Below are 19178 nucleotides of genomic sequence, written 5' to 3'. Positions count from 1 at the left end.
CGTGAGGGTGAACCTTCGAACGCGCTTGTCTTGCCGAATCGTTTCGGCAAATCCGTCCGCTCCTACGCTGCCCGCGGATGCCCACCGGACCCGGTATCCCAGGAACCCGAGAAACGGACACCCCATGCGTCTTCGCACCACCGCCACCGCGCTCGTCGGCGCCCTCGCGCTCGTGCTGCCGACCGCCGGCCTGTCGTACGCCAGCGACCACGACGACCGCGAGAACCTCGGCACGCTGCACTACCGGTACACCGACCGGGAGGGCGATCGCACGGGCGGCGAGATCCGGCCCTCCGACAACGACACCTGCTACCGGCTGACGCACACCTCCGAGCACCGTCCGGCCTTCGAGGTGAAGAACGAGACGGAATCCCTCGCGGTGCTCTACAGCGACGAGGACTGCGGCGGGTCGGCGGAGGCGGTGCTCGAGCCGGGCGAGCGGATCCACGGCGTGGAGGTGGCCTCCGTCTACCTCAAGCCGGCCGGCGGGGACGGCCGCCACGAAGGCCGGCACGAGGGCCGCCACGACGAGCGGGAGGACAACGACGGGCGTCACGACGGCCGCGGTGACCACGACGGCCGCGGCGAGCACGACGAGCGCGGCGACCACGACGGCCGCGGCGACCACGACGGCCGCTCCGACGAGTCGAACGACGAGGACCGCGCCGGCGGCCGCGCGGCCGTCTCGCAGGGCCAGGGCAAGGCGCGCGACTTCTTCGACTCCGTCTTCCGCTCCATCGGCTGATCCGGGAACCGCCGCCGACCGGGCCCGGCCCCCTCGGGGGCCGGGCCCTTCGCGTGCCGGACCCGGAAGGGGCCGGACCCCGGAAGGGCGGTCCCCGGAAGGGCCGGTCCGCGCCGCCACCGGCTCGGCGTGGACTACGGCCGCCCCCCCGCGGCGCGGGCCGCGGCCACCGTCCCCGGGGCGGGGCCGGAGGACAGGGGCCGCGGGGGACGGGCGCCGGCGGCGGCCCATGGAACAGGGCCGCCCGGGGAGGTTTCCTCCCGGGCGGCCCCGTGATCTAGCGGTTCAGCCGTGGTTCACTCCGTTCCCGGTGGGGATCAGAAGGTGAGCTTCCAGCTGTCGATCTTGCCGGTGTCGAGGGACGCGAGGTCCGCGACGCGCAGCTTCCAGACGCCGTTGGCGACCTCCGAGGAGGCGTTCACGGTGAAGCTCTGGATGATGTTGTCCGCGCTGCCGCCGGTGCGGTTGCGCAGGTTGTAGACGGTGCCGTCGGGGGCGACGAGGTCGACCTTCAGGTCACCGACGTAGGTGTGGAGGATGTTGACGTCCACCTTGAGGGTGCTCGGCGCGTTGCCGGAGCGGGCCACGGTGATCGGCGACTCGACGGTCGCGTTGTCGTTGATCGTGTAGTCCGTGGTGTTCTCGAAGACGTTCTGCTGCGAGGTGCCGACCGTCCAGGTGAAGGACGTCGTCCCGGTCTTGCTCGCGGAGTCGGTCACCGTGACGGTCACGTTGGACGTGCCCGCGGTGGTGGCCGTACCCGAGATCAGGCCGGTCGAGGAGTTGATCGACAGGCCGGCCGGAAGGCCGGTCGCCGCGTAGCTCAGCGCACCCGGGTTGGTGCTGGTGGCCTGGACCTGCAGGCTCACCGCGGTGTTGACCTGGGTGGTCTGGTTCGGGATCGCGGTGACCGAGACGCCGCTGGGTGCGGGGCGCGATCCGACGGCGATGGCGGCCCACGCGTGGGCCACGTTGTTGTACGTCGCAGAGCCGGCGCCGTACAGGTCGGCCGCCGCCTGCAGGGTCGCCGTACGGGCGGCCGCGTAGTTGGTGTTCGACTTGAAGTAGCCGACCGTCAGGGCGCGGAACCAGATCTTCGAGGCGGCGTCGCGGCCGATCGCGGTGACCGGGAGGCCGTCGGACGTGGGCGAGTTGTAGCTCACGCCGTTGATGACCTTGGCGCCCGAGCCCTCGGAGGCCAGGTAGTACCAGTGGTTGGCCGGGCCCGAGGAGTAGTGGACGTCGATGCCGCCGAGGCCCGAGTACCACGCGTCCTTGGAGCCGCCGTCCTTGCTCGGCTTGTCCATGTAGCGCAGCGGGGTGCCGTCGCCGTTGATGTCGATCTTCTCGCCGACGAGGTAGTCGCCTACGTCGTTGGGGTTGTTGGCGTTGAACTCGACGGCCGCCGCCATGATGTCGGAGGTCGCCTCGTTCAGGCCGCCGGGCTCACCCGAGTAGGTCATGTTGCCGGTGACCGAGGTCAGACCGTGGGTCATCTCGTGCGCGGCCACGTCGATCGAGGTCAGCGGGTGCGTGTTGCTGATGCCGTCGCCGTAGGTCATGCAGAAGCAGGAGTCGTCCCAGAACGCGTTGACGTACGCGTTGCCGTAGTGGACCCGGCTGTACGGGGCCACGCCGTCGTTGCGCAGGCCGTTGCGGCCGTGCACGTTCTTGTAGTAGTCCCACGTCAGCTGGGCGCCGTAGTGCGCGTCGGCGCCGGCGGTCGCCCGGTTCGAGGCGGCGCCGTTGCCCCAGGTGTCGCTGGTGCTGCTGAAGAGGGTGCCGGTGCCGCTGCCCGTGCCCCCGTTGAGGTCGTAGGTCTTGTGGCTGCCGCGCCCGGCGTCGGTCAGCGTGAAGTTGCTGCCCGACTGCGAGGTGCCGAGGGTGACCTGACCGCTGTACATCGTGTTGCCGACGCCGGTCTCGATCGCCTGCCACTCGGTGATCTTCGCGCCGGTCTTGGCGTCGGTGACCACGTGGAGTTCGCTCGGGGTGCCGTCGTGCTGGAGGCCGCCGACGACGGTCTCGAAGGCGAGGACCGGAGCGCCGTCGGCGGCCCAGATCACCTTGCGGGCGCTCTTGGAGGCCGTGGCGTCCTTGGCACCCGCCGCGTTGGCGGACTTGAGCGCGGTGCCCTCGGCCGAGGCCGGGGTGACGGCGGCGGTGGTGTCCGCGACCTTCACGTCCGCGTTCGTGGCCTTGGTGACGCTCTTGGTGACGCCGTCCTTGGCATGGATCGTCAGGTCACCGCCGAGCACCGGTATGCCGTCGTAGGTGCGCTCGTAGGTGGTGTGGGTGGTGCCGTCCGCGTCCTTGACCACGTCGCGGACGACGAGCTTCTCGGTGCCGGCGAGGCCGAGGGCCTTGGCCGCCTGCACGGTGGTGGAGTTCGCCTCGGCGAGGAGCGTCGCACGCTCCGAAGCGCTGAGTGCGCGGTTGGCCGCGCCCGGGTTGGCCTGGGCGACCGAAGCAGCCTGCGACGCGGTGACGTCGGCGGTGGCGGTACCGGTCTGGATGCCTACGGCGAGGAGAGCGGCCGCGGCGACAAGCGCGCCGGCCGTGGTGGCACGCCGCTGGGGGGTGGGACTCAACGCAGACTCCTTCTGCAAGGGGGGTTCCGGATGGCTGGGTGGGCCTCCGGGCAGATCAGGGCTGGTGCGAAGAACGGTCGAAGAGTGTCACCTGGCGGGCCCAATGTCAGGGCCGCGTCAAAAGGTTGGCTGGAAACAGTTCGTTGTCCGAAGAGACGTATCCGGTATCCGGAACATTCACTTTCGCGGGGGCGAGAAGCGCCCAATATCCGGAATGCGCAAAACCGGTCGCTAACGCTTGGGCAACGAGCCGCCCGGTTCACGAGAACGGCAATAACCGTACGGGTGTTTGTCGTACTGTTTCCCGGTGCGCCAGTCATCCACTGCTTGGGGAAGCCGTGGACGGACGGCCACCGTCATAGACCACGTGCCAGGGGGGCCCATGAGGCATGTCCATATTCCTGTGCAAAGAGTGGCCCGGAGGGCGCTCGCGTCGGCTGCGCCGGTCCGGGGGCTGGGCGACAAGGCGCGCTGGTACCTCCCGGCCGCGGTCACCGCGGACCTCGTCGGCGCCGGCGTGCCCGTCGGCCTGGTCTTCGAGGCCGCGCACCAGGTCCGGCCCGGTTACTGCGCCCTCGGCGCGGCCCTGGCCTGGACCGGCGTGCAGCTGCTGCGCCGACGGTACGCGGCCCGCGTGCTCGGCGAATCCAGGGGAGTTCTCCCCGTCGTGCACGACTGGCTGATTCTCATCGGCGTACTCGCCGTGGCCCGCGTGGTCACCGGCGAGGACACCCCCCGGCTGGCCGCCCTCGGCGCCCTGCTGCCCGCTCTGTTCGTCACCGTCGCCTGCCACAAACTGACCTACCGCCACCTCTCCGGCGCCCGGCGCGAGGCCCAGGCCGTGAGCCGGGTCCTGGTGGTCGGCGAACCCGAGGCCGCCGAGTCCGTCATCGGACACCTGGCCGCGCGCACCGACCACCCGTACGTGGTCGTCGGCGTGGTCCCGGTCGGCCCCGGGGAGCTGGACAGCGGGATGCCCGTCGCCGGGCGCCTCGGATCCGCCATGGCGCCGACCCCGAACGGGGACTCCGCCGCGGTCCTCGGCGCCGTCGCGACCCACCGCGCCGATCTGGTGCTCGTGGCCCCGGGGGCGCGGCTCGCGGGGGACCGGCTACGGCGGATCGCATGGGCCCTGCACGACGCGGGGCTGGAACTCGCGGTCTTCCCCGGCCTGGTGGAGGTCTCCGTCAAGCGGCTGGAGACCCTGTCCGCGGGCGGGCTGACCGTGCTGCGCGTGGCGCCGCCGGTGAGCCGGGGCGTGCAGACCCTGCTGAAGTCGGTACTGGACCGGGTGGCCGCCGCGATCGGACTGGTGCTGCTGGCGCCGGCGTTCATCGGTACGGTCCTGGCGATCCGGCTCGGCTCGCGCGGTCCGGCCTTCTACCGGCAGATGCGCATAGGCCGGGACGGGGTCCCGTTCGTCATGTGGAAGTTCCGCACGATGGTCGTGGACGCGCACGCGATGAAGGCCGAGCTGTCCGGAGCCAACGAGAACGACGGCCTGATGTTCAAGATGCGCCGCGACCCCCGGGTGACCCGGGTCGGCCGGCTGCTGCGGCGCACGTCCATGGACGAACTGCCACAGCTGATCAACGTGGTGGCCGGGGACATGTCCCTGGTCGGCCCGCGCCCCCCGCTGCCGGAGGAGGTGGCGAAGTACGACGAGGTCGAGCTGCGCCGGCTCACGGTGCGGCCCGGCATGACCGGACTGTGGCAGATCAGCGGCCGGTCCGACCTGTCATGGGACGAAACGATCCAGCTGGACCTGCAGTACGTCGACAACTGGTCCTTCACCAGTGACGTCGACGTCATGGGCCGCACGCTCCGCGCCGTGGTGGACGGACGCGGAGCGTACTGAAAGCCGAAGCTTTGAGATCAGCCCTGCCCGTTGCCCTGCCCGTTGTCCTGACCGGTGCTCTGCCCGCCGCTCTGCTCGCGCCACCACGCGTACGTGGCGGCGATGCCGTCGCGCAGCTCGATCGCGGGCTTCCAGCCCAGCGAGCGCAGCCGGGTCACGTCCAGCAGCTTGCGGGGGGTGCCGTCCGGCTTGGAGGTGTCCCACGCGAGCCGGCCCCGGAAGCCGGTCACGTCGGCGACCGTCTCGGCGAGCGCCTTGATGGTGAGGTCCTCGCCGCAGCCGATGTTGACCGGCTCCGCGCCGTCGTACTCGCGCAGCAGCACCACGCAGGCGGCGGCCAGGTCGTCGACGTGCAGGAACTCCCGGCGGGGCGTGCCCGATCCCCACAGGGTGACCTCGTCCCGGCTCTCGGCCGCGGCTTCGTGGAAGCGGCGGATGAGGGCGGGCAGGACGTGCGAGGACTCCAGGTCGAAGTTGTCGCCCGGACCGTAGAGGTTCGTCGGCATGGCCGAGATGTACGAGGCCCCGTACTGCTTGCGGTACGACTGGACCTGGACGATGCCGGCGATCTTCGCCAGGGCGTACGCCTCGTTCGTGGGCTCCAGCGGGCCGGTCAGCAGGGAGTCCTCGCTGATGGGCTGCGGCGCGAGCTTGGGGTAGATGCAGGAGGAGCCGAGGAAGAGCAGCCGGCCCACCCCCGCCTCGTGGGCCCCGGCGACGACGCTGAGCTGGATCTTGAGGTTGTCCTCGAGGAACTGCACCGGGAACGTGCTGTTGGCCATGATCCCGCCGACCTTGGCGGCGGCCAGGACGACGGCGTCGGGCCTGACGTCCCGCAGGTACGCCGCGGTCGCGGCGGCGTCGCGCAGATCGAGGTCGGCGCGGCCGCGGGTGAGCACCTCGTAGCCGTCGGCCGTGAGCCGGCGGACGACGGCGGACCCCACGAGACCGCGGTGGCCGGCGACGAAGACACGGGCGTTCGGGGGCAGGAGCGGCGAACTTGTCATACCGCCGATGATGCCAGTCCGCTCGCCGCCGGTTCACGGGGGAGGTGCGCCCCCACGAGGCGGCGGGCCGGGCCGAATCCGGTGGAAAGGGCTCCGGATGAGGCGTGTACGGTACCCATCCAGCCCCCTGGGACCGGGCCGGGCGGGTCCGCCCGCACGCGTCGCGTGCAGCACCGCAAGCACCACCAGGCGCCGCAGCCTCACTACAACAAGACCGCAACGATCCCCAGGGGGACCCAATGGGCAAGACCGCGCTGATCACCGGCGTCACAGGGCAGGACGGCTCGTACCTCGCAGAGCTCCTGCTCTCCAAGGGCTACACGGTGCACGGGCTCGTGCGGCGCTCCTCCAGTTTCAACACGGAGCGGATCGACCACATCTACCAGGACCCGCAGACGGCGAACCGTTCGTTCGTCCTGCACCACGCCGACCTCTCCGACGGCGTCGCCCTGGTGAACCTGCTCCGCGAGATACGCCCCGACGAGGTCTACAACCTCGGCGCCCAGTCGCACGTCCGCGTCTCCTTCGACGCGCCCCTGTACACCGGTGACGTGACCGGCCTCGGCGCGCTGCGCCTGCTGGAGGCGATCCGGGCCAGTGGCGTGGACACCCGCATCTACCAGGCCTCGTCCTCCGAGATGTACGGCGCGACCCCGCCGCCGCAGAACGAGGGCACCCCCTTCCACCCGCGCAGCCCGTACGGCGCCGCGAAGGTGTTCGCGTACTGGACGACGGTGAACTACCGCGAGGCGTACGGGATGTTCGCCGTCAACGGGATCCTCTTCAACCACGAGTCCCCGCGCCGCGGCGAGACCTTCGTGACCCGCAAGATCACCCGCGCCGTCGCCCGGATCAAGGCGGGCCTGCAGGAGAAGCTCTACCTCGGCAACCTCGACGCGGTCCGTGACTGGGGCTACGCCCCGGAGTACGTGGACGCCATGTGGCGGATGCTCCAGCAGGACGAGGCCACCGACTACGTCGTGGCCACCGGCGTCGCCGCCACCGTCCGCGAGTTCGTCGAGGCCTCCTTCACCCACGCCGGTCTCGACTGGAACGAGCACGTGCGCTACGACCCCAAGTACGAGCGCCCGAGCGAGGTCGACGCCCTGATCGGCGACGCTTCCAAGGCCCATGAGCTGCTTGGCTGGAAGCCGACGGTCATGGTGGCCGATTTGGCCAAGATCATGGTGGACGCGGATGTCCGTCAGGTCGAGGACCAACTGGCGGGCGTGAGCGTCCGCATCGACCGCTGAGGCTTATATTTCGCCTACGATTCGCCGTGCCCCGGTCATTCGCGCAGCTCCATGCGGGTGTGACCGGGTCAAACCTGTCATATGTCCGAAGTGCGTCCTCCGTACTGAACCTTGTTGATTCCAAGTTGGTATGCAATGGGTCAAGTGTGGTGACCGGGCCCTCGCAGGAGCCCTAGTCTGCGCCAGTACATATGGCTGTTCGGATAGTTCCAGCCATTCAAACCGGGCAATTGCCCTGGGGGGCTCATGCGTAGATCCAGAGGGCTGACTGCTGCCCTCGTCCTGTCACTGGCCGGTGCCGGCACCGGCCTGGGCCTGGTGCTGATGCCCGAGGCCTCGGCCATCACCCAGCCGGTGGCCTTCACCGCCGACGAACTGCCGACCTGGCAGCCCAACGGCATCGTCTTCGCGATGGACCAGGCCAACGGCACGGTCTTCGCCGGTGGCACCTTCTCGGCGGTCCGCCCGCCGGAGGGCGCGGCAGGCGCCGAGCAGGAAGCCGTGAACTTCGTCGCGCTCGACGCGGCGACCGGCGCCCCGAGTTCCTGCAAGCTCTCCTTCACCGTCGGCGACGGCAGCGCGACCGTGCGCGCCCTGACCGTCTCGAAGGACAAGAAGACCCTTTACGCGGCCGGGTACTTCGGCGCCGTCAACGGCACCCCGGTCTCCAGCGTCGCCGCCGTCGACATCGAGACCTGCACCCCCAAGGCCTCGTTCCACCCGGCCTTCCCGGCCACCGTGCGGGCGCTCGCCGTCACCGACGACACCCTGTACGCGGCCGGCGACTTCAGCACCGTCGAGGGCCAGACCCGCGAGCGGTTCGCCGCGGTCGACGCCACCTCCGGTGCGCTCAAGCCCTTCGTCGCCAACGTCGACGAGCCCGGCCGCGCCATCGAGCTCAGCAACGACGGCCAGAACGTCCTGCTGGGTGGCGACTTCTTCACGGTCAACGGCAAGAACAGCCACGCGCTGGCCGTCGTGAACGCCACCACCGGCGCCGTCACCAAGACGTACGGCAACATCCCCTCGAACTCCGTCGTCAAGCACATCGCGGCGGACTCGACCGGCTACTACACCGGCAACGAGGGCTCGGGCGGCGGCGTCTTCGACGGCCGCATCGGCCTCTCCACCGAGTTCAACGAGAAGTGGCGCGACCGCTGCCTCGGTGCGACGCAGTTCGTCCTGCCGTACGACGGAGTCCTCTACAGCTCCTCGCACGCGCACGACTGCTCCCTCGAGGGCCAGTTCCCCGACGGCAAGCGCAACTTCCTGCTGGCGCAGCTGACCGACCACGAAGGCGCCGCCCCCGCGCCCGTGGACGGTTTCGTGCGCAGCCCGCGGAAGCTCGGCTGGCACCCCACCGCCAACGACGGCCTCGGCGAGGGCATCGGCCCGCGCGTCATGTCCATCGCGGAGAAGAGCGACACCAAGTACATGTGGGTCGGCGGTGAGTTCACCCTCATCAACGGCAAGGCCCAGCAGGCCCTGACCCGCTTCGCCTCCACCGGTGACGTCGGCGCCCCGACCACCCCGGTCTCCAGCGCCTCCAGCGTCAAGCCGGGCGAGGCCCAGGTCCGCTGGCGCGCCAGCTACGACCAGGACGACAGCAAGCTGACCTACCGCGTCTACCGCAACGGTTCGGCCACCCCGGTCGCCACCCTGAGCGCGGAGTCCCTGGAATGGGAGCGCCGCCAGGCCTCCTGGACCGACACCACGGTCAAGGCCGGCCTGTCCTACAGCTACCGCGTGACCGCGACCGACGCGGCGGGCAACACCAGCGCCCTGTCGGCCAGCACCTCGGTGACGGTCCCGAACGCGGTCAACGCCTACCCCAACCAGGTCCGCGCGGACGGCGCCGAGCTGTTCTGGCGCTACGACGACACCGTCAGCCCGTACGTCGCCGACTCCTCGGAGAACGGCAACACCAGCGGCATCCAGCTCAACGCCCCGGCGCTGCGCCAGAGCCCGGGTGCCGTCACCGGCACCAGCACGGCCATGGGCTTCAACGGGACCAGCCAGCAGGTGTACAGCGACCACCGCCAGACGGTCGGCAGCTCGTACACGCTGGAGACCTGGTTCAAGACGAGCAGCACGCGCGGCGGCAAGCTGATCGGCTTCGGCAACAACACCGACCGCAGCAGCAGCCTGTACGACAAGACCATCTACATGACCAACACCGGTCGTCTGTTCTTCGGATCGGGCCCCAGCAGCAGCTGGAAGACCCTCTCCACCGGTCTGCTCGACACGTTCAACGACAACAAGTGGCACCACGTCGTCGCCACGCAGGGCCCCGCCGGCATGGCGCTCTACGTCGACGGCCAGGCCAAGGGCACCAACAACACCACGGCCTCCCAGCAGTACGAGGGCTTCTGGCACGTGGGCGGTGACAACCTCGGTGGCTGGAGCTCCAAGCCGTCGAGCAACTTCTTCGCCGGTCAGATCGACGAGACGGCCGTCTACCCGAAGGTCCTGACGCCGGCCCAGGTGAAGAACCACTTCGACCTGGCCAAGGCGCCCACCGACACGGTCTCCACGGTCTCCGCGACCGAGGACACCTACATCAACCAGGGCGCCCCCAGCACGGCCTACGGCACGTCCACCTCGCTCGCGGTGCGCGGCACCACGGCCTACGAGACGTACCTGCGCTTCGACATCCCGGCGGCTCCGGCCAACCAGGTGCTGAAGTCGGCCTCGCTCCAGTTCAAGACCTCGACGGCGGCGGGCGCCGGTTCGGCCGACACCATCTCCGTGGTCCCGGTCACCGGCACCTGGAGCGGTGCGGGCACGACGTTCAAGACCAAGCCCACCCTCGGCACGAACCCGCTCGGCTCCATCTCCGGCGTGCCGGACGGATCGGCCGTCCAGAGCGTCCAGCTGGACACGGCCGCGGTCTCCGCGGTCCTGGGCACCAACTACAGCCTGGGCCTGACCAGTGCGGGTACCGACCCGCTGTGGATCTGGTCCTCGGAGGCGACGGCCGCGGACGCGAGCCCGCAGCTCGTCCTCACCTTCGGCGCGAAGTAACCGCTTGAGGGCCTGCGGGGCCCGGCCGCCCGACGCACCGTCGGGCGGCCGGGCCCCGCACACCCATCTCATACGTACGGGAGCCACCTGATGTACCGACGCTCCGCAGCGGCTGCTGTCCTGCTGGCCGCCGCCCTGACGCTGACCGCCTGCAGTTCGGGCGGGGACGACAAGGCCGACGCGCCGGCCAAGTCGCCCAAGCCGCCGGCCGCGTCGCCGGCCGCCGACCCGGCGGACGCCTCGGCGCCGCCCTCGACGGACGCGAAGCCGACGGGCCCCGTCCTGCCGGAAGCCAAGCTCACGCCCAAGACGGGCAGCTTCACCGCGACGGAGAAGAAGTACCTGTCCGGGCGCGTCCCGGAGAAGATGGATCCGGCGGCCGTCCTCCAGAGCGGCCAGGAGTCCTGCCAGCGCGTGGAGCGCACCGCGAAGCACGACAAGGACGCGGCGGTCGGCTCCCTCGTGGCCGGGGAGATCCCGGGGGCGAAGGACGCGATCACCTACCTGTGCCCCGAGCAGAAGCCGATCCTCGCGGCGGCCGAGAAGGGCTTCCCCGACGGCACGAAGGAGTCCCCGGCGGCGGGCACCTACCGCGCGCTGACCCAGAGCACCTCGTGCACCTGGGAGGCCAAGGGCAAGGACGGCGCGGTCCTGGCCTCGGGCCCGGAGACCCAGCCGAAGGCGGGCGACAAGATCACCGCCGTCGTCCCCGCGTCCACGGCCCAGTTCGTCTCGAACGGCTGCTACGCGTGGGTGCCGGCCTAGAGCCGGGCCCGACAGGAACACCCCCGCCGCCCAACACCCGGGCGGCGGGGGTGTTTTCGTTCCGGGAACGAGGGCAGGCGAGGTTCCACACGGCGGGGTTCTCCCCGGCCACGACTGTGGAGGCGAATTCGATGAGGGGCATCAGCGGTTGCATAGGCCTGATCGTGGTGGGGGCCATCCTCACCTTCGCGTCCGACTGGAAGATGCAGAGCGTGAACCTCGACCTGGTCGGCGTGATCATGATGGTGGCGGGAGCCATCGGCCTCGCGGTGTACGCGAGCGTCCTCAAGCGCCGCCGCGTCGGCGCCCTCCCGGTGGTGGACGAGACCCGTCGCGGCCTCTGACCCGGCCGCCGGGGACCCCGCCTCAACGCCGGTGCAGGGCGCCCTCGTAGACCGGCAGCAGCGCGTCGAGGACCGCGTCCATGGAGAACGAGGACGCGGCGAGGGCGCGGGCGGCCTTCGAGGACCTGGCGTTCTCGGACGGGTCCAGGAGGGACAGGACCGCCTCCGCGACGCCCGGCGCGCCGGGGGTGACGGCTCGGCCCGCGCCGGCCGCGGCGATGTCGCGGGCCAGGCCGTTGGAATGGGTGACCACCGGAGGGACACCCACCGCCAGGGCCTCGAGGACCGACATGGGGAACGGCTCGTCCACCGAGGGCAGTACGTAGACGTGGGCGCGGCGAAGCTCCGTCAGGACCTCGGAGCCCGACAGGGCGCCCGGGACCGTGAAGCGGGAGCCGAGGCCCAGCTCGGTGATGCGGGCGCGGACCGCCGCGAGTTCGCCCTCGTCCGGGCCGGCCACCACGAACTCCGCGTCCGGGTGCACCGCCAGCACGGCCGGAGCCGCGTCCACGAAGTCCACCGGGCGCTTGCGGGCCTGCAGCCGGGCCGAGTAGAGGATCCGCGGCGGCCCGGACGGGGCGGGGCGCTCCTCCTGGGCCGGGGTGCCGTTCACCAGCCGCACCGACCGGGGCAGGGCGCCGCCGACGACCGCGTCGAGGCCCTCCCGCTCGTGCGGGGTCAGGTGGAGCACCGCGTCGGCGCCGCGCAGCAGGCGCCGTACCGCCACCGCGTCCAGCACCTTGGCCAGGAGCTTCCCGCTCGGGTCGACCATGCCGTGGGTCTGCAGGACGAGGGGTGTGCGGGCCCGCAGCGCCGCCAGGGCCACGGGCAGGGTGACCAGGTCCCGTGCCAGGTGGACGTGGACCACGTCCGCGTCCCGCACCAGGCGGCCCGCCGAGGCGAGCAGGGCCGGCGAGGTCATCCCGCTGAAGCCGAGGGGGAGCAGGCGGCGGGCCGGGAAGAGCTTGGCCGGTACGCCCTCCACCGAGTCCGGCCACGGGTCGAACCCCTCGCCCAGCGCCACCAGTCCCGCCTCGTGGCCGCGTCCGCGCAGTCCCTTCGCGAGGTTCAGCGCGACCCGCACCGGGCCGCCGAAGGCGTGCGTGGGGGAGTGCAGGGTGACGGCGTGCAGGACTCTCACTTCGGCTCCTCGACGGGGCGGCGCAGCCCGTCCCGGGTCTGCAGGGTCAGCGCGGGAAGGTCCTTGTGGACCACGGAGCCCGCACCGGCCACCGCGCACCGGCCGACGGTGACGCCCGCCAGTACGGTGGCCCGTACGGCCACCCACGCACCGTCCTCGACGGAGATCGGCGCGTTGCGGTAGCGGAAGTCGGCGGCCCGGTGGTCGTGGGAGCCCGTGCACAGCATGGCCTCCTGCGACAGGCACACGTGCGAACCGATCGTGACCGGCTCCAGGTTCAGCAGCCAGGCGCCCTCGCCTATCCACGTGTGGTCGCCCACGGTCAGCTTCCAGGGCCACAGCACCCGCACCTTGTGGCGGATCAGCACCCCCTCACCGATCTGCGCCCCGAAGGCGCGCAGCAGGGAGACCCGGAACCGGGCCGGACAGAACCAGCTCATGAACAGCGTGTTCATCACGGCGAACCAGAGCGCCTGCGTCAGCAGCCCGCGCCCCTTGTCGTAACCGGACAGCGTGAAAGCAGGAAGATCACGCACAGCAGCCCCTCGTCGTCCGCCGCATCGTCCGCCCCATCGTCCGCCCCATCGTCCGGTCCCCGGGCGCCTCCCCGGGCGCCGACCGCTCAGACTAGACTGCGCCCGGATCAGGCACAGGGGGTGGGGGCAAGGGTGGCAACCGACATGAGCGAGACCGTCGTCCGTCCCACCGGGCCCGCGGCCGCGCCCCCTCCCGACGACGAGAAGAGCTGGGGCAGGGTCACCACTCCCCGGACCCTGCTCTCCCGGGCGCTCTCCGTCCCGCTGGCCCTCGGATTCACCGTCTTCCTGCCCCTGCTCGTCGCCGTCCAGCACGGTGCGGGCCAGCGCGACGCGGCCTTCTGGCTCCAGCTCCTGCTCACCATGTACGCGGGCGCCCGCCTGTCCGCCATGGTCCTGACCAGCCGCCGCAAGCTGCTCCAGGGCTCCTTCTGGCTCTTCGTCTACATGGCCATGGGCGTGGCCCCCCTCGCCCAGGCGGTCCTCGGCCAGGTCCCGACCCCCGTCGTCGGCCCGCGCTCGGACCTCACGGTCGCCATCGGCCTGGTCCTGCTCGGCTGCGCCGCCTTCGACGTGGGCGTGCTGCTGGCCCGCCACCGGCCGGCCGGCCGCGCGGGCGGCTCGCAGAAGGAGCCGCGCCCGGTCATGGCGCACCGGCGGCGGCTCCAGCTGCTGACCGTGCTGTCGTTCCTGGGGAGCGCGGCGTTCGTCGTGAAGCTGGGCGGCCCGGCGGTCTTCTTCTCCAGCCGCCAGGAGATCATCGCGGGCATACAGGAGGCGGGCGTCTCCCAGGACGGCCAGGCCGGCCAGGCGCTGCTGCGCGGCTTCGGCACCGTCCCGGCGCTGTTGTCCCTGCTGCTGTACACGCGCTGGCTGATCACGTCCAAGTTCGCCCGCCGCAAGGTGTCGATCATCGTCACGTGGTCGGCGCTGGCGGCCTTGAACCTGGTCGTCAACAACCCGATCTCGAACCCGCGCTACTGGTTCCTCACCGTCATGTTCTCGCTGCTCTTCACGGTCTTCCCGGTGAGCGCGGCGATGTACCGGGTGGCGCTGTCCATGGCCGTGGTGATCGCCCTGCTCGTCTTCCCGTTCGCGGACCGGTTCCGCTACGACGAGAAGAACTACAAGCCCGTCGAGACGACCTCGTTCCTGGAGCCGATGGCGCTCAAGGACTACGACCAGATCGGCATGTTCGCGAACACCATCACCTACTCGAACTCCGGCCCCGGCCATTTCTACGGGCGTCAGCTCGCGGGGTCCGTCTTCTTCGCGGTGCCGCGCACGATGTGGCCCGGCAAGCCCCGCGACACCGGCGTGATGGTCGGCCAGTGGATGGGCACGGTCAACACCAACCTCTCCTCCCCGATCTGGGCGGAGCTGTGGCTCGACTTCGGACCGCTGGGCATGGGCGCGGGGCTCCTCGGCATGGGGTACGCCTCCGCCCGCGTGGACCGTCGCTACGCGAAGCGGGCCACCCGGCGCTCACCACCCGGCAGCCTGATCTCCGTGGTCGTCCCGCTGGTCGCCGGGTACTCCTTCATCCTGCTGCGCGGGCCGCTGCTGCAGGCCTCCGGGCGGGTGGCCATCGCCGCGCTGTGCCTCGCGCTCGTCGCCACGTACCGGCAGGACAAGGACGCGAAGCTGCGCTGACGCGGGGCCCCGGCGGACCCCGCCGGACGGCGCACCTACACGGCCGCCCGCTCCGCGGCCGTCCCGGAGGCCGCGGGCGCGGGTGCGTCCAGCCGGGCCACCCGCAGCCAGCCCGCCGCCGCCTTCGCCGCGGAGCCGAGCGCCAGCCCCCACGCGGCCCCGGCCACGCCCCACACGGCGTAGCCGCCGAGCAGGAGTGCCACCGACAGCAGCGAGAAGACGACCTGGAGCGAGAGCGTGGCCTTCGGGTTGAGCACCCGCAGGGTCAGCAGGGCGCACGTACCCAGGCCCATGACCGCGTACTGCGCGCCGGTCGCGGGCAGCAGCCCGGCCGCCGCCGTCCAGCTGTCGCCGAGCAGCTCGCGGCCCAGCCGGTCGGGCAGCGCGTACAGCACGGCCCCCCAGGCGGCCCCGGTCACCGCGAGCGCCGCACCCGTCAGGGCGGTCAGCCGGACCACGCCCCGCTTGCCGCGGGCCCGGCCGACGACGGGCGGGCCGAAGGAGTTCGCGGAGTTGAACAGCACGTTCAGCGGTCCGAAGAGGGTGGTGGCGCCGCGCAGCGCGCCGACGGCCAGCGGGGTCGCGAAGACGCCGAGGCCCAGCACGGCCAGCTGACTGGAGCCGTTGCCCACCGCGAACTCGACGACGAACCGCTGCCCCAGGTGACCGCGCCGCAGGTACGGCCGCAGGTCCCGGAGCAGTTCGGCCGCAGCCGCCCCGCGCACCGACGGCCACAGCAGCCACAGGCCCAGCGCGAGCGCGGGCAGCGCCGAGACCCCCCACACCAGCACCAGCCGGGCCGCCGACGCCCCTTCGGGCTGGAGCAGGAGCGCCGCCACGACGCACACGAGGCGCAGCGCGTCGGCGGCCAGCGCCCGCTGGGGCGCCCGCAGCGCGGAGAAGCAGTAGCGCAGGCCGTCCTGCAGCAGCACCAGGGGCAGTACGAGCCCCAGCGCGAGGAACGCCCGCCCGGGGGTCCCGGGCAGCAGCACGCCCACGAGGGCCAGTACGGCTCCCACGACGGCGGAGGCGGCCCCGGTGAACGCCAGGCCGGCCCGGCACGCGGAGCCGAGCGGCCGGCCCTCCTCGGCCTTGTGCAGGACCAGGCTCTGGCCGACGTAGGCCATGTTCAGGCCGAGGAGCACGGTGAAGGTCACGTAGACCATGGAGAAGTCGGCGAACCCGGCCGCGGAGGAGAGCCGCGCGGCCAGCACCAGGACCAGGATGTTGGTCGCACTGGACGCGGCCTGGTCCAGGACGGAGGCGACCGCCGCGAAGGCCCTGCGGCTCACCGCCGGCCCGTGCGCACCGTACGCAGGGCGACCGTGTCGGTGCCGTCTCCGGGGATGTGCTGCTCCGCGTCGGCGGCCGCCACCTCGTACGGGATCGGCTGAGGCTCGCGCGGCCGGGAGACGGGCGCGGCGGCCGGGGCCGCGGGGGCGGGAGCGGCGTTCTTGCGGAACGGTCCCCCGCGCTTCTTCTCGCCGGGCAGCGGAGAGTGCAGGACGGCGCCGAGCACCGTGCCGCCGGCGCCGCTGATCAGCTCGCGGATGCGGGAAAGGTCGGTGCGGTGCACCGCGCGCGGGTCGCAGACCACCAGGACCCCGTCGACGCGGTCCACCAGCGCGAGCGCGTCGGCGTACGAGAGCACGGGCGGCGCGAGCACCACGACCGTGGAGTTGGGGGAGTCGGCCTCGGAGATCAGCCGGGTGGCGCGCGAGGAGGTCAGCGCGCGGGGCACGTTGCGCACCCGCTCGCCCGGGATCAGGTCGAAGGAACCGGACTCCCCGGCGTCCACGACGAGCTGCCGCCCGTCGGGCCACTCGGTGTCCCCGTGCTGCCCTCCGCCCGGCGTCTGGCTCCAGCGCGGCCGGCCGCCCGCGTCCGTCGGCAGCTGGCTGGCCAGCACCGGGGTGCGCAGATCGGCCTCGATGAGCAGCACGTCCTTGCCGGTCTCCGCGAAGGAGGCGGCCAGGTTCACCGCGACGGCCGCGGCGGTCTCGCTGCTGCCGCGCGGGGCGATCACGAGGAGCCGGCGCCGGTCGGCGAAGCGGGAGTCGTAGGCGAGCCGGAAGGCCACCGAGCGGAACGCCTCGGCGAGCCGGGGGTCCTCCTCGCCGGCCGCGAGCAGCGGACCGCCGTCGTCCTTGCCCCGGGGCAGGGAGCCCAGCACGGGAGCGCGCAGGGCGCGGGCGACGTCGCCCTCGGAACGCGGCGCCGGATCGAAGACGAGCCGCACCCAGGCCGCGAGCAGGCCGAGCGCGAGACCCACGGCCGCGCCGAGCGCGAGCGACATGATCAGGCCGGGGCCGTCCGTCGAGTGCGGCGGAACGGCGGCGCTGGTGACCCGGCCCGGAGTCATGTCCAGGGCCTGGAGCTTGGCGATGTTGCTGTTGAGGGTGTTGACCTTGTTCTGCTGGTCGGTCTTGGAGGAGTACGCCGCGTCGCGCGCCGGACCGGCCGGCATGGAGTTGATCTGCTTGACGAGGTCGTCGAGCTGCTTGGCCACCGGGTCGCGCTGTTCCTGGTAGCCCTTGACCATCTTGTCGCGGGTGACGTCGAGGGCCTCCTGCCGCTTGAGCAGGTAGGCCTCGGTCATCGCGTTGGCGCGCTTGGCGGCCTCGGCGGGGGAGCTCGCGGTGTAGGTGAAGCGCAGCACCATCGACTGCGGCGGGTTGGTCACCTGCAGACCGCTGCGCAGGGCCCTGAAGCCGGCGGCGTCGACGCCGAGCTTCTTGGCGGCCTCGTTGGCTATGGAGCTGGAGAGCGCGACCTGGCGCTCCGAGCCGATGTTGATCGCCTTGTCGGGGGCGAGGCTCGGGTTGAACGGGTCGTCGGTGGGCGCGCGCAGCACGATGTCGGCGGTGGCCACGTAGGTGTCCGCCGTGGAGACGCCGAGGTAGACCCCGCCCAGCAGGCCGACGCCCACGCCCGCGGCGAGGAGCCGGCGGTAGCGCAGGAGCTGCTTGAACTGGTCCCGGAGGAGGTCGGGTTCGTCCTCGGCCGGAGCCGCTGCCGGTCGGTTGGTCTCGATCACGGCCGGGGACCCCCAAGTGCTTCGTCTATCAGTGCGTCGATGCGGGCCAGGCCCGCTTCACGGCTCAGGTGGGCCGCCACGTGGCGGGGCCCGGCCGCTCCCAGCGCGTCCGCGCCGGCCGGGTCCTGCGCGAGGGCCCGTACGGCCTTCAGCAGGGCCTCGGGGTTCTCCGGCGGTACGAGCACCCCCGCGCCCGAGCGCTCCACCTCCTGGGCGGTACCGCCCAGCGCCGCGACGGAGGCGACGACGGGCCGGCCGGCCTGGAAGTAGGAGGTCAGCTTGGACGGCACGCTCATGTCCATGACGGCGGCGTGCTGCGTGACCGCGAGCACGTCCGCCGCGGCGAGGATATCGGGGAACTCCCCGTCGGCGGCAGGGGGGATGATGTCGAGATTCGGGACGTCCGCCGAGAGGTCGGCGAGGGCGGAGCGCTGGCTGCCGTCGCCCATGAGGACGAAACGGACGCTCGGGTCCAGCCGGGCGGCGCCGACGAGGACCTCCAGCCCCTGCTTGAGCCCCATGTTCCCGGAGTGCAGCACGACCGTCTGGCCGGGCGCCCAGCCGAGGTGGTGGCGGGTGCGGCCGCGCGGCTTGGTGGGCAACGCCACGTGAGACCAGTTGGGGACGAGCCGGATCTTCTCGGGGTCCACGCCCATGCCGACGACGCGGTCCACGAAGGTCTCGTGGATGACGCCGACGAGGGTGGCGCGCTTGAGCGCGTACGCCTCCGCGCGGCCGGCCAGCGCGGCGGCCTTGTCGCCGCCGCTGATCCCGCTCTGCGCGGCGGCGGCGCCCATCAGGTCCTGGACCACGGGGACGTAGGGCACCTTCCAGCGCGCCGCGAGCCGGGCGGCCAGCAGACCCCCGGCCAGGCTCGGCATCTGGGCGAGGACCGCGTCCGGCCTCGGCATCCGGGGCGGGGCCACGGCGCCGTGCAACAGAATCGATCCTTCAAAAAGGGCCCGGCGCACGGCGGTCTGGCGCGGCGGCACGGTGTGCGCACGCCGGTGCACGGTGACTCCCGCGCGCCGTTCCGTGCGCCGTAGCGCCCCCTTGTACTCCGGCTCGACGGACCACGCCGGGTAGTGCGGCATGCCCGCCAGGACGTGCGTCTCGTGACCGAGATCCGCCCAGTGCTCCGCGATCTGGGTCGCGTACGGGCCGATTCCCGTGTGCTCGGGGGCGTAATTGGTGGAAACCAGCAGTAGGCGCCGGTGGCCGGAT

At 71.9% G+C, this 19178-nt stretch carries 14 protein-coding genes; 7 read left to right on the top strand and 7 right to left on the bottom strand.

Translation table 11 applies throughout. The features are described from left to right. Window positions 1-124 precede the first annotated feature (124 nt). Window positions 125-745: a hypothetical protein gene (locus tag ABZY44_RS00170; protein ID WP_356649282.1), complete on the top strand. Its 621-nt coding sequence runs from the start codon at window positions 125-127 to the stop codon at window positions 743-745. 317 nt (window positions 746-1062) lie between these two features. Here the strand turns inward: ABZY44_RS00170 and ABZY44_RS00165 are convergent, their stop codons facing one another. Next, window positions 1063-3336 carry a M4 family metallopeptidase gene (locus ABZY44_RS00165; RefSeq protein ID WP_356649281.1) on the bottom strand — a complete coding sequence of 758 codons (2274 nt, stop codon included), beginning with the start codon at window positions 3334-3336 and terminating at the stop codon, window positions 1063-1065. Window positions 3337-3718: 382 nt separating this feature from the next. On the opposite strand from ABZY44_RS00165, the gene ABZY44_RS00160 reads away from it, so the two are divergent. Next, entirely contained in the window at window positions 3719-5194 is a 1476-nt protein-coding gene (locus ABZY44_RS00160) for a sugar transferase (RefSeq protein WP_356649280.1), read from the top strand. A 17-nt stretch (window positions 5195-5211) separates the two neighbouring features. On the opposite strand, the gene ABZY44_RS00155 is transcribed toward ABZY44_RS00160, so the two are convergent. Next, entirely contained in the window at window positions 5212-6201 is a 990-nt protein-coding gene (locus ABZY44_RS00155; protein WP_356649279.1) for a GDP-L-fucose synthase, read from the bottom strand. 239 nt (window positions 6202-6440) lie between these two features. Between ABZY44_RS00155 and gmd the strand changes: the two genes are divergently transcribed. The 4 genes from gmd (at window position 6441) to ABZY44_RS00135 (ending at window position 11587) form a co-directional block, all read left to right on the top strand. After that, a complete protein-coding gene (gmd, locus tag ABZY44_RS00150) occupies window positions 6441-7454 on the top strand; it encodes a GDP-mannose 4,6-dehydratase (RefSeq protein WP_356649278.1) in 1014 nt (337 codons plus the stop codon). A gap of 246 nt (window positions 7455-7700) precedes the next feature. After that, window positions 7701-10478, top strand: coding sequence for a LamG-like jellyroll fold domain-containing protein (locus ABZY44_RS00145; protein ID WP_356649277.1), 2778 nt, complete (start codon window positions 7701-7703; stop codon window positions 10476-10478). A gap of 90 nt (window positions 10479-10568) precedes the next feature. Continuing rightward, window positions 10569-11243, top strand: coding sequence for a hypothetical protein (locus tag ABZY44_RS00140; RefSeq protein WP_356649276.1), 675 nt, complete (start codon window positions 10569-10571; stop codon window positions 11241-11243). Between the two features lie 131 nt (window positions 11244-11374). Then, complete coding sequence (locus tag ABZY44_RS00135; protein WP_356649275.1) at window positions 11375-11587, top strand: hypothetical protein; 213 nt, start codon at window positions 11375-11377, stop codon at window positions 11585-11587. A gap of 22 nt (window positions 11588-11609) precedes the next feature. Here the strand turns inward: ABZY44_RS00135 and ABZY44_RS00130 are convergent, their stop codons facing one another. After that, the gene (locus ABZY44_RS00130) at window positions 11610-12728 is read right to left on the bottom strand and encodes a glycosyltransferase (protein ID WP_356649274.1); all 1119 of its coding nucleotides are present in this window, start codon (window positions 12726-12728) and stop codon (window positions 11610-11612) included. Next, window positions 12725-13264, bottom strand: a complete 540-nt coding sequence (locus ABZY44_RS00125; protein WP_356649273.1) for a WcaF family extracellular polysaccharide biosynthesis acetyltransferase — start codon at window positions 13262-13264, stop codon at window positions 12725-12727. The genes ABZY44_RS00130 and ABZY44_RS00125 overlap by 4 nt, the downstream gene beginning before the upstream one ends. Before the next feature lie 144 nt (window positions 13265-13408). On the opposite strand from ABZY44_RS00125, the gene ABZY44_RS00120 reads away from it, so the two are divergent. Further along, the gene (locus ABZY44_RS00120) at window positions 13409-14917 is read left to right on the top strand and encodes a hypothetical protein (protein ID WP_356649272.1); all 1509 of its coding nucleotides are present in this window, start codon (window positions 13409-13411) and stop codon (window positions 14915-14917) included. Between the two features lie 35 nt (window positions 14918-14952). Here the strand turns inward: ABZY44_RS00120 and ABZY44_RS00115 are convergent, their stop codons facing one another. The 3 genes from ABZY44_RS00115 to ABZY44_RS00105 are packed head-to-tail and all read right to left on the bottom strand — an operon-like array spanning window position 14953 to window position 19156. Beyond that, entirely contained in the window at window positions 14953-16209 is a 1257-nt protein-coding gene (locus ABZY44_RS00115) for a hypothetical protein (protein WP_356649271.1), read from the bottom strand. Further along, the gene (locus ABZY44_RS00110) at window positions 16206-17954 is read right to left on the bottom strand and encodes a lipopolysaccharide biosynthesis protein (protein ID WP_356649270.1); all 1749 of its coding nucleotides are present in this window, start codon (window positions 17952-17954) and stop codon (window positions 16206-16208) included. The genes ABZY44_RS00115 and ABZY44_RS00110 overlap by 4 nt, the downstream gene beginning before the upstream one ends. Continuing rightward, a complete protein-coding gene (locus ABZY44_RS00105) occupies window positions 17951-19156 on the bottom strand; it encodes a glycosyltransferase (protein ID WP_356649426.1) in 1206 nt (401 codons plus the stop codon). The genes ABZY44_RS00110 and ABZY44_RS00105 overlap by 4 nt, the downstream gene beginning before the upstream one ends. Window positions 19157-19178: the final 22 nt, after the last annotated feature.

The sequence above is a fragment of the Streptomyces sp. NPDC006544 genome (assembly GCF_040611715.1).
GTDB lineage: Bacteria > Actinomycetota > Actinomycetes > Streptomycetales > Streptomycetaceae > Streptomyces.
Note: the sequence above shows the minus strand (reverse complement) of the source record. Positions and strands in the feature narration are given on the sequence as shown.

Coding starts and splice junctions, on each gene's coding strand:
- ABZY44_RS00170 (WP_356649282.1), top strand. CDS start 125: ATGCGTCTTCGCACCACCGCCACCGCGCTCGTCGGCGCCCTCGCGCTC.
- ABZY44_RS00160 (WP_356649280.1), top strand. CDS start 3,719: ATGAGGCATGTCCATATTCCTGTGCAAAGAGTGGCCCGGAGGGCGCTC.
- ABZY44_RS00155 (WP_356649279.1), bottom strand. CDS start 6,201: ATGACAAGTTCGCCGCTCCTGCCCCCGAACGCCCGTGTCTTCGTCGCC.
- gmd (WP_356649278.1), top strand. CDS start 6,441: ATGGGCAAGACCGCGCTGATCACCGGCGTCACAGGGCAGGACGGCTCG.
- ABZY44_RS00145 (WP_356649277.1), top strand. CDS start 7,701: ATGCGTAGATCCAGAGGGCTGACTGCTGCCCTCGTCCTGTCACTGGCC.
- ABZY44_RS00140 (WP_356649276.1), top strand. CDS start 10,569: ATGTACCGACGCTCCGCAGCGGCTGCTGTCCTGCTGGCCGCCGCCCTG.
- ABZY44_RS00135 (WP_356649275.1), top strand. CDS start 11,375: ATGAGGGGCATCAGCGGTTGCATAGGCCTGATCGTGGTGGGGGCCATC.
- ABZY44_RS00120 (WP_356649272.1), top strand. CDS start 13,409: ATGAGCGAGACCGTCGTCCGTCCCACCGGGCCCGCGGCCGCGCCCCCT.